General features: G+C 66.4%; 13 protein-coding genes. 12 read left to right on the forward strand and 1 reads right to left on the reverse strand.

Annotated elements, in window-relative coordinates:
* Positions 1-60: 60 nt before the first annotated feature.
* The 6 genes from U9J39_RS14505 (at position 61) to aroA (ending at position 6,707) form a co-directional block, all read left to right on the forward strand.
* Complete coding sequence (locus U9J39_RS14505) at positions 61-624, forward strand: DUF2059 domain-containing protein (RefSeq protein WP_092308167.1); 564 nt, start codon at positions 61-63, stop codon at positions 622-624.
* 159 nt (positions 625-783) lie between these two features.
* Positions 784-1,941: a 3-phosphoserine/phosphohydroxythreonine transaminase gene (gene serC, locus U9J39_RS14510; protein ID WP_115679699.1), complete on the forward strand. Its 1,158-nt coding sequence runs from the start codon at positions 784-786 to the stop codon at positions 1,939-1,941.
* Positions 1,942-2,044: 103 nt separating this feature from the next.
* A complete protein-coding gene (pheA, locus tag U9J39_RS14515; RefSeq protein WP_326347356.1) occupies positions 2,045-3,208 on the forward strand; it encodes a prephenate dehydratase in 1,164 nt (387 codons plus the stop codon).
* A gap of 27 nt (positions 3,209-3,235) precedes the next feature.
* Positions 3,236-4,366 (forward strand): histidinol-phosphate transaminase, encoded by a 1,131-nt coding sequence (gene hisC, locus U9J39_RS14520; RefSeq protein WP_115708591.1) that lies wholly within the window; start codon positions 3,236-3,238, stop codon positions 4,364-4,366.
* Positions 4,367-4,453: 87 nt separating this feature from the next.
* Positions 4,454-5,353, forward strand: coding sequence for a prephenate dehydrogenase (locus U9J39_RS14525; RefSeq protein WP_116313238.1), 900 nt, complete (start codon positions 4,454-4,456; stop codon positions 5,351-5,353).
* A gap of 49 nt (positions 5,354-5,402) precedes the next feature.
* A complete protein-coding gene (gene aroA / locus U9J39_RS14530) occupies positions 5,403-6,707 on the forward strand; it encodes a 3-phosphoshikimate 1-carboxyvinyltransferase (protein ID WP_326347357.1) in 1,305 nt (434 codons plus the stop codon).
* Here the strand turns inward: aroA and U9J39_RS14535 are convergent.
* Positions 6,697-6,942: a DUF2061 domain-containing protein gene (locus U9J39_RS14535; protein ID WP_116312274.1), complete on the reverse strand. Its 246-nt coding sequence runs from the start codon at positions 6,940-6,942 to the stop codon at positions 6,697-6,699. The genes aroA and U9J39_RS14535 overlap by 11 nt on opposite strands.
* A gap of 125 nt (positions 6,943-7,067) precedes the next feature.
* On the opposite strand from U9J39_RS14535, the gene cmk reads away from it, so the two are divergent.
* From cmk to U9J39_RS14565, 6 genes are all read left to right on the forward strand, one after another.
* Positions 7,068-7,736 (forward strand): (d)CMP kinase, encoded by a 669-nt coding sequence (gene cmk / locus U9J39_RS14540; RefSeq protein ID WP_116312275.1) that lies wholly within the window; start codon positions 7,068-7,070, stop codon positions 7,734-7,736.
* A gap of 165 nt (positions 7,737-7,901) precedes the next feature.
* Positions 7,902-9,596, forward strand: coding sequence for a 30S ribosomal protein S1 (rpsA, locus tag U9J39_RS14545; RefSeq protein WP_062797346.1), 1,695 nt, complete (start codon positions 7,902-7,904; stop codon positions 9,594-9,596).
* A 30-nt stretch (positions 9,597-9,626) separates the two neighbouring features.
* Positions 9,627-10,046 carry an integration host factor subunit beta gene (locus U9J39_RS14550; RefSeq protein WP_115706574.1) on the forward strand — a complete coding sequence of 140 codons (420 nt, stop codon included), beginning with the start codon at positions 9,627-9,629 and terminating at the stop codon, positions 10,044-10,046.
* 282 nt (positions 10,047-10,328) lie between these two features.
* On the forward strand, positions 10,329-10,670 hold the full coding sequence (locus U9J39_RS14555) for a lipopolysaccharide assembly protein LapA domain-containing protein (protein ID WP_326347358.1): 342 nt from the start codon (positions 10,329-10,331) through the stop codon (positions 10,668-10,670).
* Between the two features lie 3 nt (positions 10,671-10,673).
* Positions 10,674-11,906, forward strand: coding sequence for a lipopolysaccharide assembly protein LapB (gene lapB / locus U9J39_RS14560; protein ID WP_116312276.1), 1,233 nt, complete (start codon positions 10,674-10,676; stop codon positions 11,904-11,906).
* Between the two features lie 36 nt (positions 11,907-11,942).
* Complete coding sequence (locus U9J39_RS14565; RefSeq protein ID WP_116312277.1) at positions 11,943-13,334, forward strand: UDP-glucose dehydrogenase family protein; 1,392 nt, start codon at positions 11,943-11,945, stop codon at positions 13,332-13,334.
* Positions 13,335-13,376 lie beyond the last annotated feature (42 nt).

Genomic DNA, 13,376 nt, shown 5'->3' on the forward strand with positions numbered 1-13,376 from the left:
AGCCGGAACTCGCCTCGCGGCTGTCCGGACTAAAACGGACGTATTTACCAGGGAGTCACAATGCTCAAAACCTATCGACGTATCGCTGTTCTGGCTGCTTTTGTTCCGACCTTCATGATGGCGCAGCATGCCCACGCACAGGACGCGGAAAAGACGGCAGCCATCAAGGAACTGCTTTCCGTCATGCAGGCAGACCAGGCTGTGAAGGGCCAGGCAGAGAACTGGCAGCAAGGCGCCAAGCAGGAAGCGCCGCTGGTCCTCGAGCAGGTGCTGGTCGAAAACAAGACCCTGAGCGACAAGCAGAAGCAGGCCGCGGTTGAAAAGCTGAAGAAGAACGGCGCGGTGCAGCGCGTCGTGGACGGCGCCGGCACGGCGTTTACCACCGACGGCTTCCGCAAGGATGCCATCCAGGCGCACTACGATGCCTTCGGCAAGTACTACACCACGCAGGAACTGAAGGACCTGACCACCTTCCTGAAGTCGCCGACCGGCCAGAAGTTCATGGCCAACCAGGGCAAGGCGACCCAGGAGATCTGGGGCTCGATGATGCAGAAGTACGGCCCGCAGGTTGGCAAGTCGATGCGCGACGCCGCCGAGAAGGAAATCACCGCCGCTTCGAAGTGATGCCGGCGTGATCCGCAACGGATCCGCCCGCTGCCCGTCCGATCGCGTTCGGGCCGGCGCGCAAACCGGGGGCTAACCCCCGGCGCCCTACGGGGCGCGGGTTTGAGGGATAATGGCTGCTTGGGTAACACCGGCAGCCATTTTTCCATCCCCCGTCTCATGAACGATCCCCAGAATCCCGCTCTTGCCGGCATGATGCAGCGTGCATTGGCCGAACGCGTCTACAACTTCTCGCCCGGCCCGGCAGCGCTGCCTGCCGAAGTGCTGCAACAGGCCGCCGAGGAGATGCTGTCCTGGCGCGGGACCGGGGTGTCGGTGATGGAGATGAGCCACCGCAGCCGCGAGTTCGAAGGCATCCACAACCAGGCCATCGCCGACCTGCGTGAACTGCTGCATATTCCGGCCAACTACCGCGTGCTGTTCCTGCAGGGCGGCGCCATCGGCGAAAACGGCATCGTGCCGCTGAACCTGATGCGTCTGCGTCATGCCGACGCGCCCAAGGCCGACTTCGTCGTCACCGGCACCTGGTCGGTCAAGACCGAGCAGGAGGCCCGCCGCTACGGCGCGGTCAATATCGCCGCCAGCAGCGAGGCGCAGAAATACCACCGCATTCCGGACGTGGCCGACTGGAAGCTGTCGGACGACGCCGGCTACGTGCACCTGTGCACCAACGAGACCATCGTCGGCGTGGAGTTCCAGGACATCCCCGATATCGGCCAGGTCAAGGGCGACCGCGTGGTGGTGGCGGATGCCTCCAGCCACATCCTGTCGCGCCCGATCGACTGGTCGCGCGTGCAGGTGGTCTACGGCGGCGCGCAGAAGAACATCGGCCCGGCCGGCGTCACCATCGTGATCGTGCGCGAAGACCTGATCGGCCATGCCCATCCGCTGTGCCCGTCGGCGTTCAACTGGCGCCTGGTGGCCGAGCACAACTCGATGTACAACACCCCGCCGACCTATGCGATCTATATCGCCGGCCTGGTGTTCCAGTGGCTCAAGCGCCAGGGCGGCGTGCCTGCGATCGAACAGCGCAATATCGCCAAGGCGTCGGCGCTGTACGACTACCTCGACCAGAGCGATTTCTATCGCAACGAAATCCATCCCAGCTGCCGCTCGCGCATGAACGTACCGTTCTTCCTGGGCGACGAATCGCGCAACGAGGCCTTCCTGCAGCAGGCCCGGGCCAACGGCCTGGTGCAACTGAAAGGGCACAAGACCGTGGGCGGCATGCGCGCCAGCATCTACAACGCCATGCCGCTGGAAGGCGTGATGGCGCTGATCGAATTCATGCGCGAGTTCGAGCGGACCTCCGCCTGACGCGCATTCCCGCTGCGGGTCCACGCATGCCAGCCACGGCATGCCGGGCCGCGCGGGCAGTTTCCTGGCCGCCGCGCCCGGCGGCCCACCGGATTGATACAACATGACAAGACAAGACCGCACCCCCGCGCGCGAGGAGACGCCGCCAAATGCGCCGCAGAACGGCGACAGCCATCTGAGTGATGCCGAGCGCCAGCTGTCGGTCGAGCTGGGGCCGCTGCGCGAGCAGATCGATACCGTGGACCGCGAGCTGCTGGCGATGCTGAACCGCCGCGCGAAGCTGGCGCTCGAGGTGGGCGAGGTCAAGAAGAAGTACGGCGCGCCGGTGTTCCGTCCGGAGCGCGAGCTGCAGGTCATCCGCAAGGTGCAGGGCGCCAACCCGGGTCCGCTGCTGGGCGAAAGCGTGGCCGCCATCTGGCGCGAGGTGATGTCCGCCTGCCGCGGCCTGGAGAAGCCGCTGGAAGTGGCGTTCCTGGGCCCGGCCGGCACCTTCTCGGAGCAGGCGCTGTACGCGCATTTCGGCCACGAGGTATCAGGCGTGCCTTGCCCCAGCATCGACGAGGTGTTCCGCGCGGTCGAGGCGGGCACGGTCGAGTACGGCGTGGTGCCGGTCGAGAATTCCACCGAGGGCGCGGTGTCGCGCACGCTCGATCTGTTCCTGCAGACCTCTCTGAAAATCAGTGGCGAGATCGCGCTCAAGGTGCACCACAACCTGATGGCGTCGACCCCCGACATGAAGGGCGTCACGGTGGTGCGCGCGCATGCGCAGGCGCTGGCGCAGTGCCAGCACTGGCTGACCGCCAACTATCCGCACCTCGAGCGCCAGGCGGTGTCGAGCAATGCCGAAGCGGCGCGCATGGCCAGCGAAGACCCGACCGTGGCCGCGATCGCCGGTGAATCGGCCGCCAACCGCTACCATCTGCACCTGGTGCGCACGCATATCCAGGACGATCCGCACAACCGCACGCGCTTTGCCGTGATCGGCCGCTATGAGACCGAGCCCTCGGGCAGCGACCAGACCTCGCTGATCCTGTCGGTGCCCAACAAGGCCGGCGCGGTGTACCAGTTGCTGGCGCCGCTGGCCGCGAACGGCGTGTCGATGTGCCGCTTCGAGTCGCGTCCGGCGCGCAGCGGCGCGTGGGAATACTACTTCTACGTCGACGTGGAAGGGCACCAGCATGAGCCCGCGGTGGCGCGCGCGATCGAAGAGCTGCGCCGCAACGCGGCCTACCTGAAGGTGCTGGGCTCGTATCCATCGAGCAAGTAAGGCAGCCGGATCGCACAAGGAGACAAGATGGCAGAGCAGGGCAAGCAGGGCGGCGCACCGGGTTTCGGGCCGGATTATGTGCGGGCGATTTCGCCCTACGTGGCGGGCAAGCCGATTGCGGAAGTCGCGCGCGAGTTCGGCCTGGACGAGGCCGGCATCGTCAAGCTCGCCTCCAATGAGAATCCGCTGGGCATGCCGGAATCGGCGCGCACTGCAGTGGCCGCGGCGGTCGCCGAACTGGGCCGCTATCCCGATAGCAACGGCTTTGCACTGAAGGGCGCGTTGTCGGCGCGCTTCGGCGTGCCCGCCGACTGGCTGACACTGGGCAACGGCAGCAACGACATCCTGGAGTTGGCCGCGCACGCGCTGGTGGAGCCGGGCCAGTCGATCGTCTATGCCGAGTACTCGTTCGCGGTGTACGCGCTGGCCACGCAGGAGATCGGCGCCCGTGCCATCGAAGTGCCCGCGCGCGACTACGGCCATGACCTCGACGCGATGGCGGCGGCGATTGCGCCGGATACGCGCCTGGTCTTTATCGCCAACCCGAACAACCCCACCGGCACCTTCCTGCCGGCGGCGCAGATCGAGGCGTTCCTGCAGCGGGTGCCGCGCCATGTCGTGGTGGTACTGGACGAGGCCTACAACGAGTACCTCGATGCCGGCCAGCAATACGACGCGATTGCCTGGGTGCGCAGCTATCCCAACCTGATGGTGTCGCGCACGTTCTCCAAGGCCTATGGCCTGGCGGGCCTGCGCATCGGCTATGCGGTGGCGCAGCCGGAACTGACCGACCTGCTGAACCGCATCCGCCAGCCGTTCAATGTCAACAGCGTGGCGCAGGCCGCCGCCATCGCCGCGCTGGCCGATACCGCCTTCCTGCGCCGCAGTGCAGAGCTGAACCGCGACGGCAAGCGGCAACTGACCGAAGCATTCGACCGGCTCGGCCTGGAATACGTGCCGTCGTCCGGCAATTTCGTGCTGGTGCGCGTGGGCGACGATGACGGCGCCGGCGCGCGCGTGAACCTGGCGTTGCTCCGGCAGGGCGTGATCGTGCGCCCGGTGGGCAACTACAACCTGCCGCGCTGGCTGCGCGTGACCATCGGCTTGCCGGAAGAGAACGCGGCGTTTATCGCGGCGCTGGAGCGGGCGCTGGCCTGAGGCCGGCCGCCGCAGAAGCGAATGGTTGTGCCGCCCCTTGACTGACCTCGGTCTGAACCGAACTACCGCCGCTTGCGGCCTGTGATTGTGAGTGCATTGCATTTTTCCCGTGTTGTCATTGTCGGCGTCGGCCTGATCGGCGGCTCGCTCGCGCTGGCGCTCAAGCGCGCCGGCGTGGTGGGCACGGTGGTCGGGGTGGGGCGCTCGGCTGCCTCGCTGCAGAAGGCGCTGGACCTGGGCGTGATCGACGAGGCCGCGACGCTGGCCGATGCCGCGCGCGGCGCCAGCGTGATCGTGCTGTGCGCGCCGGTGGCGCAGAACTTTGCCTTGCTGCACGCGCTCGAGCCGCACCTGCAGCCGGGCACCATCGTTACCGATGCCGGCAGCACCAAGTCCGACGTGATCATCGCCGCCAAGACCGCGCTGGGCGACAAGGCCGCGCAGTTCGTGCCGGCCCATCCGATCGCCGGGCGCGAGCTCAACGGCGTCGAGGCCGCGCTGCCGGACCTGTACGACGGCAAGAAGACCGTGCTGTGTCCGCTGCAGGAAAACGCGCGCGCAGATGTTGCCGCGGTGCGCGCCATGTGGGAAAGCGCCGGCGCGTATTGCCACGTGATGTCGGCGGTGCAGCACGACGCCGTGTTTGCCGCGGTCAGCCATCTGCCTCACGTGCTGTCGTACGCGCTGGTGGCGCAGGTGGCCAACGCCGAAGATGCGGCGCTGAAGCTGGATTTCGCCGGCGGCGGCTTCCGCGACTTCACGCGGATCGCAGCCTCGTCCCCTGAGATGTGGCGCGACATCTGCGTCGCCAACCGCGACGCGCTGCTGCGCGAGCTGAATACCTACCAGTCGGTGCTGGCGCACCTGAAGACGCTGATCGAGAAAGGCGACGGCGACGCGCTCGAGCGCATCTTCACGCGCGCCAGCAAGACCCGCCTGGCCTGGGGTGCCGAGCGTGCCGCGGGCAACAACCATATCGAACCCTGATGGCCTCGGCCCATCGCCTGAACGCGGCGCCCCGGCGCCCACGACATCCATGGAACACCTGACGCTAGGCCCCCTGACCCGCGCCCACGGCACCGTTCGGCTGCCGGGCTCGAAGAGCATCTCCAACCGCGTGCTGCTGCTGGCTGCGCTGGCCAACGGCGAAACCCGCGTGCGCGACCTGCTCGATTCCGACGACACCCGCGTGATGCTGCAGGCGCTGCGCACGCTGGGCGTGGCCTGGCGGCAGGAAGGCGCCGACTACATCGTCACCGGCGCCGGCGGCAACTTCCCCAACAAGTCGGCCGAGCTGTTCATGGGCAACGCCGGCACCGCGATCCGTCCGCTGACCGCCGCGCTGGCGCTGCAGGGCGGCAGCTACAAGCTGTCCGGCGTGCCGCGCATGCATGAGCGGCCGATCGGCGACCTCGTCGACGGCCTGCGCCAGGTCGGCGCGGTGATCGACTACCTTGGCAACGAAGGTTTCCCGCCGCTGCATATCCAGCCGGCCAGCCTGCGCATCGACGCGCCGATCCGCGTGCGCGGCGACGTCTCGAGCCAGTTCCTGACCGCGCTGCTGATGAGCCTGCCGCTGGCGCAGTCGCCCAGCGGCCGCATCGAGATCGAAGTGGTGGGCGAGCTGATCTCGAAGCCGTATATCGAGATCACGCTGAACCTGCTGGCGCGCTTCGGCATCGATGTGGAGCGGCAGGGCTGGGAGCGCTTCATCCTGCCCGCACGGGCGGCTTACCGCTCGCCGGGCGAGATCTTTGTCGAGGGCGACGCATCGTCGGCTTCGTATTTCCTGGCCGCCGGCGCGATCGGCGGTGGTCCGGTGCGCGTGGAAGGCGTCGGCATGGCCAGCATCCAGGGTGATGTGCGCTTTGCCGATGCGCTCAACCGCATGGGCGCCAATGTGATGGCGGGCGACAACTGGATCGAGGTGCGCGGCACCGAGCGCGACGACGGGCGCCTGCACGGCATCGAACTGGACTGCAACCACATTCCCGATGCCGCCATGACACTGGCGGTGGCGGCGCTGTTTGCCGAAGGCACCACCACGCTGACCAATATCGCCAGCTGGCGCGTCAAGGAAACCGACCGCATCGCCGCGATGGCGACGGAACTGCGCAAGCTGGGCGCCGTGGTCGAGGAGGGCGCCGACTACCTGCGCGTGACGCCGCCGCAGCCGTGGCAGACCCCGGCCGACGGCATTGGCACCTATGATGACCATCGCATGGCGATGTGTTTCTCGCTGGCGGCGTTCGGCCCGTTGCCGGTGCGGATCAATGATCCGGGCTGCGTGGCGAAGACCTTCCCGGACTACTTCAGCGTGTTCGCCGGCGTCACGCGCTGAGCAGGCCTGCGTTGGCACCGTTGCCGGCGGAGGCTGCGGCGCTGTCGCCGGTGGCCGGCGCCTGGCGATGCTGGCGCTTGTCCCAGTACTTGTCGAAGAAGTAGTGGGCCACGGTATTGATGGCCGGTTCGATAAAAGTGACGGCACCGCTCACGGCCAGGCTGCCGGTCAGCGCATAGGTCACGCTGAACGCGATGCCGAGGTGCATGATGCCGAACGTCAGGGTTTTTGCCATGGTAGATTGCCTCGCGACCAATACTGAGGGATGCATCGCGCTTGCCGCGGCGCGATGCCATGGATCAAATGATAATGATTCTCAATAGAATTAACAATCAATCGTTTCACTGGATGCCATAACCAATGACTATCGTCAACGTCATCACCATTGACGGACCGACCGCCTCTGGCAAGGGCACGGTTGCGCACAAGGTTGCCGATGCGGTGGGCTTCCACTTGCTCGACAGCGGTGCGCTGTACCGGCTGGTAGCGCTGGCCAGCGACCGCTTGGGTGTTGACCTGGCCGACATGGACGCCCTGGCGCGGATCGCTTCGCGCCTCGATGTGAAGTTCGGGCCCGACCGCGTCTGGCTGCAAGGCGAGGAAGTGAGCCTGGCCATCCGCGCCGAGGCGATCGGCAACCGCGCCTCGGCCATCGCCGTGCACCAGCCGGTGCGCGACGCGCTGACCCAGCTGCAGCGCAGCTTTCGCAAGCTGCCCGGGCTGGTGGCGGACGGCCGCGACATGGGCACCGTGATCTTCCCGGACGCCCAGCTCAAGGTGTTCCTGACCGCGAGCGTCGAGGCGCGTGCGCGCAGGCGCTATAAACAATTGATTGATAAGGGAATTTCTGCTAATATCGAAGACCTTTTGCGTGACCTTGAGGCGCGCGACGCGCGGGATCGTACCCGTGCCGCCGCGCCGCTGCGTCCCGCCGAGGATGCAAAGCTGCTCGATACCTCCGACATGACGGTGGATCAGGCAGTGGCGCAGGTGCTGGAGTGGTTTGCCGCTGTGCGGCCCGATGCATGACATGCAGCGGGCGCATCCGTAGAAGCGGCGCGCCCCTTCCGTACCCGATGGCGTCAGTCCGGGCCTTTGCCCTGGCTGGCTTTTGTCAAACCTGACCCCGCTGCCCTGGCAGACTGAGCGCGATCGTCGCGCCGGCCAGCGTATTGCGGATTTCACCTTACGTTTATGTCCGACCTGCAAACTAACGAATCCTTTGCCGCACTGTTCGAGGAATCGATCGCCCGCTCCAATATGAAGGCTGGCGAAGTGATCTCCGCTGAAGTCGTGCGCATCGACCACAATTTCGTGGTCGTCAACGCCGGCCTCAAGTCCGAGGCATTTGTGCCGGTGGAGGAGTTCCTGAACGACCAGGGCGAACTCGAAGTGCAGGCCGGCGACTACGTCTCCGTGGCCATCGACGCACTCGAGAACGGCTATGGCGACACCATCCTCTCGCGCGACAAGGCCAAGCGCCTGGCCTCGTGGCTGAACCTCGAGAAGGCACTGGAAGACGGCGAAATCATCTCGGGTACCGTGACCGGCAAGGTCAAGGGCGGCCTGACGGTGATGGTCAACGGCATCCGCGCGTTCCTGCCGGGCTCGCTGGTTGACGTGCGTCCGATCAAGGACACCACCCCGTACGAAGGCAAGACCCTGGAATTCAAGGTCATCAAGCTGGACCGCAAGCGCAACAACGTTGTGCTGTCGCGCCGCGCCGTGGTCGAAGCCACGCTGGGCGAAGAGCGCCAGAAGCTGATGGAAACCCTGAAGGAAGGCGCCATCGTCAACGGTATCGTCAAGAACATCACCGACTACGGTGCGTTCGTTGACCTGGGCGGCATCGACGGCCTGCTGCACATCACCGACCTGGCCTGGCGCCGTGTCCGCCACCCGAGCGAAGTGCTGTCGGTTGGCCAGGAAATCACCGCCAAGATCCTCAAGTTCGACCAGGAAAAGAACCGCGTCTCGCTGGGCGTGAAGCAGCTGGGCGAAGATCCGTGGGTCGGCATCTCGCGCCGCTACCCGCAAGGCACCCGCCTGTTCGGCAAGGTGACCAACCTGACCGACTACGGCGCGTTCGTCGAGATCGAGGCCGGCATCGAAGGCCTGGTGCACGTGTCGGAAATGGACTGGACCAACAAGAACGTGGCCCCGTCCAAGGTGGTCCAGCTGGGCGACGAAGTCGAAGTCATGGTGCTGGATATCGACGAAGACAAGCGTCGTATCAGCCTGGGCATGAAGCAGTGCAAGGCCAACCCGTGGGACGATTTCTCGCGTAACCACAAGAAGGGCGACAAGCTCGCCGGCCAGATCAAGTCGATCACCGACTTCGGCGTGTTCATCGGCCTGCCTGGTGGCATCGACGGCCTGGTGCACCTGTCCGACCTGTCCTGGCAAGAGTCCGGCGAAGAGGCCGTGCGCAAGTACAAGAAGGGCGACGAAGTCGAAGCCGTGGTACTGGGCATCGACGTCGACAAGGAACGCATCTCGCTGGGCATCAAGCAGCTGTCGGGCGATCCGTTCAACAACTTCATCTCGGCCAACGACAAGGGCTCGCTGGTTCAGGGCACGATCAAGGCCGTTGACGCCAAGGGCGCCGTGGTCCAGCTGGCCGACGACGTCGAAGGCTACCTGCGCGCATCGGAAATCTCCGCTGACCGCGTGGAAGACGCCCGCAACGTGCTGAAGGAAGGCGAGCAGATCACCGCCCTGGTGGTGAACGTCGACCGCAAGTCGCGCAACATCAACCTGTCGATCAAGGCCAAGGACAGCGCAGAGCAGCAGGAAGCGATGCAGAAGTTCCAGGCCGACACCGGCACGGCTGGCACGACCAACCTCGGCGCCCTGCTGAAGGCCAAGCTCGGCCAGGACAACCAGTAATCGCAGGCCCCCGCGCTTGCGCGTATGCCCATGACCAAGTCGGAGCTCGTCGAAAAACTGGCTGCCCGCTTCCCCCAGCTGCTGCTGCGGGATGCGGACATCTCGGTGAAAACGATACTCGACGCGATGTCCGAAGCGTTGGCCGACGGCCACCGCATCGAGATCCGCGGATTCGGCAGTTTTGGTCTGAACCGGCGTCCGCCTCGCGTGGGGCGCAATCCCAAGTCCGGCGAGCGGGTGCTGGTACCTGAAAAACGGGTGCCGCACTTCAAGGCGGGCAAGGAATTGCGCGAACGGGTTGACCGTAGCCAGCCGGCGCCCGCGGGCGCCAACGGCAACGGCCATTCCGGCGGCACGGCGCAAGCCCTGCCGGGCAAGGCAGGCCAGGGCGCGGCATCCGCCGCACCGACGGGGTTGCACGAGAGCGGACTGGATTTCATTCGCTCGTGACTTCGACTGGCACTGCCTGCTACTGATTTGTCAAAAAAGCGCCCCTTGGGGCGCTTTTTTTATGCTCGATGCTGGCGGAACGGCATGCGGCAGCGTCTGCAAGCCGGAGCGCCGACACCTATGAGACGCGCGCCGGCAGGCCGTTACCGCCACGTTACCGAATCCGTGAAGTGATTCCGTTACAATGCCGGGGTCTTGGCCGGGCCTTGCACTGGACGTCCTGCCAGCCGCAGGCTTTGTGCTTGCCCGCCTCAACGCCATGCCGCTTCGCCGCCTACCCGCATGAAACTGTTTGCCTGGATCGTCCGCATCGTCGTATTCGTGCTGCTGTTCGTGCTGGCCCTGCGCAATACCGCAGAAGCCTCGCTGCAGCTGTTCTTCAATGCCGTCTGGCATGCGCCGCTGATCCTGATCCTGTTTGCCGCCTTCGCGCTGGGCGCGGTGGCGGCGCTGGCCTCGGTGGCGCCGGGGCTGATGCGCCAGCGCGTGGAACTGGCCAGGCTGCGGCGCGCGGCCGCGGACGCACGGGCGTCGACGGCGGCGCCGTCGACGGCAGCGGCGAGCGCCGCCCCGGTGCCCCGCGACGGCAAGTCTCCCTATAACGTAGTCGGCCCGAAAGTCTGATCCATGATGTTCGAAACCTGGTGGCTGTTGGTGCTGCCACTTGTCTTTGGCCTTGGCTGGATGGCGGCGCGCTTCGACGTGCGCCAGATGATCAGCGAGCAGGGGGCCTTGCCGCGCTCCTACTTCAAGGGACTCAATTTCCTGCTCAACGAGCAGCCCGACAAGGCCATCGACGCCTTTGTCGAAGTCGCCCGGCTGGACCCGGAAACCACCGAGCTGCACTTTGCGCTGGGCGCGCTGTTCCGGCGCCGCGGCGAAACCGAGCGCGCCATCCGCGTGCACCAGAACCTGGCCACGCGCCCCGACCTGCCCGAGCCCGAACGCGAGCACGCGCTGTTCGAGCTGGGCGAAGACTACCTGCGCGCGGGCCTGCTCGACCGTGCCGAGGAATCGCTGCGCCGGCTGATGTCCGGGCCTTACGCGGCGTCGGCCAAGCGCGTGCTGCTCGAGCTCTACGAGGTCGAAAAGGAGTGGCAGAAGGCGATCGATGCCGCGCGTGAGCTGCAGACGCTGGAGCAGAAGAGCTACAGCCTGCAGATCGCGCAGTTCTGCTGCGAGCTGGCGCAGGACGCGCTGCAGCGCAAGCGCCCCGAAGACGCGGTGAAATGGCTGAACCAGGCCGTGGCCGAGAATCCCGCCAACGTGCGCGCGCCGATCCTGCTCGGCGACGTCGCCGCGGCGGCGGGCGATGCGCGCGCGGCGCTGGGCCACTGGCTCGGCATCGAGCAGCAGGACGCTGCCTTCCTGCCGCTGGTGGCTGAGCGCGTGGTCAAGGCCTATGCCGCCCTGGACGAGCAAGGGGTGGCGCTGGAGTGGCTGCGCGGCCTGCTCAAGGGCAAGCTCGCGCCCGAGGTGCTCGACACCGCGTACAAGGCCGAACTGGAGGTGAATGGCCCCGAGGCCGCGGCGCGCCTGATGCGCGAACAGCTGCGCCGCCAGCCCACGTTGCTGGCGCTGACCAAGTACTTCGAGGCGCAGTCGGCGGTGGCCGCCACCGCGCCCGCCGCGCAGGCTGCTGTGGTCGAGGCCGCGACTGGCCAGTCCGAGGGCGCGGAAGCGGACGACGAGGCGAAGGAAACCACTGCCATCCGCGACCTGCTGCAACTGCGAACGCGCAACCTGGCGCGCTATACCTGCCGCGAATGCGGTTTCCGTGCGCGGCTGTTCTATTGGCAGTGCCCTGGTTGCAACCGCTGGGAGACCTATGCCCCGCGGCGTTCCGAAACGCTCGGCTGATTTCCGGTGGCCGTGCAACGGATGTGAATTGAAGCTATGAAAGTCACCATTATCGGCAGCGGCTACGTCGGTCTCGTCACCGGCGCCTGCCTGGCGGAGCAGGGCAACGACGTGTTCTGCCTGGACCTGGACGAGCAGAAGATCGCGCTGCTCAACGCGGGCGGCGTGCCGATCTACGAGCCGGGCCTGCAGGAACTGATCCAGCGCAACCGCGAGGCCGGCCGCCTGATCTTTTCCACCGACGTGGCAGCCAGCGTCGAGCATGCCGACGTGCAGTTCATCGCGGTGGGCACGCCGCCGGACGAGGACGGCTCGGCCGACCTCAAGTACGTGCTGGCGGCGGCCCGCAATATCGGCCGCCACATGACCGGCTTCAAGGTGGTGGTCGACAAGTCGACCGTGCCGGTGGGCACCGGCGACCGCGTCACCGCCGCGATTCGCGAGGAGCTGGCCGCGCGCGGACTGGAAGACCTGCAGTTCTCGGTGGTGTCGAACCCGGAATTCCTGAAAGAGGGCGCCGCGGTCGAAGACTTCATGCGCCCCGACCGCATCGTGCTGGGTTGCAATGCCGACGCCGCCGGCCGCCACGCGCAGGCCACCATGCGGCAGCTGTATGCGCCGTTCAACCGCCACCATGAGCGCACCTTCTACATGGACGTGCGCTCGGCCGAGTTCACCAAGTACGCGGCCAATTCGATGCTGGCCACGCGCATCTCGTTCATGAACGAGCTCGCCAACCTGGCTGACGAGGTCGGCGCCGATATCGAGCTGGTGCGCATGGGCATCGGCTCGGACCCGCGCATCGGCTACAGTTTCCTGTATGCCGGGGCAGGCTATGGCGGATCGTGCTTTCCCAAGGACGTCCAGGCGCTGATGCGCACCGCCGCAGACCATGGCAAGCCATTGCGCGTGCTGGAGGCGGTGGAAGCCGTCAACGGCGCGCAGAAGCGCGTGCTGGGCGAAAAGATCGTACGCCGCTTCGGCGACGACCTGACCGGCCGCGTCTTTGCGCTCTGGGGTCTGGCCTTCAAGCCCAATACCGACGACATGCGCGAGGCGCCGTCGCGCGTGCTGGCGCGCGAGCTGGTGTCGCGCGGCGCGTCGCTGCGGGTGCATGACCCGGTCTCGATGGCCGAGGCGCGCCGGGTGCTGGAGGCAGACCTGGCCGATGTGCCGGGCGGCGCCGCGCGCGTGAGCTTCCACCAGCACCAGATGGATGCGCTCGACGGCGCCGACGCGCTGGCGATCGTGACCGAATGGAAAGTGTTCCGCAGCCCCGACTTCGGTCAGATCAAACGGCGGCTGAAGTCGCCGGTGATCTTCGATGGACGCAATCTGTATGAGCCCGAGGCGATGCGCGAGACCGGCGTGGAATACCACGCCATCGGCCGCCCGGCCCGCAAGGCTGCGCCGCCGGCGAACGAATAAGGCGTACGTGGGTCAACGGACTCATCAATCGATAAGCTAACG

It is taken from the genome of Cupriavidus sp. SS-3 (assembly GCF_035818815.1).
GTDB lineage: Bacteria > Pseudomonadota > Gammaproteobacteria > Burkholderiales > Burkholderiaceae > Cupriavidus > Cupriavidus taiwanensis_C.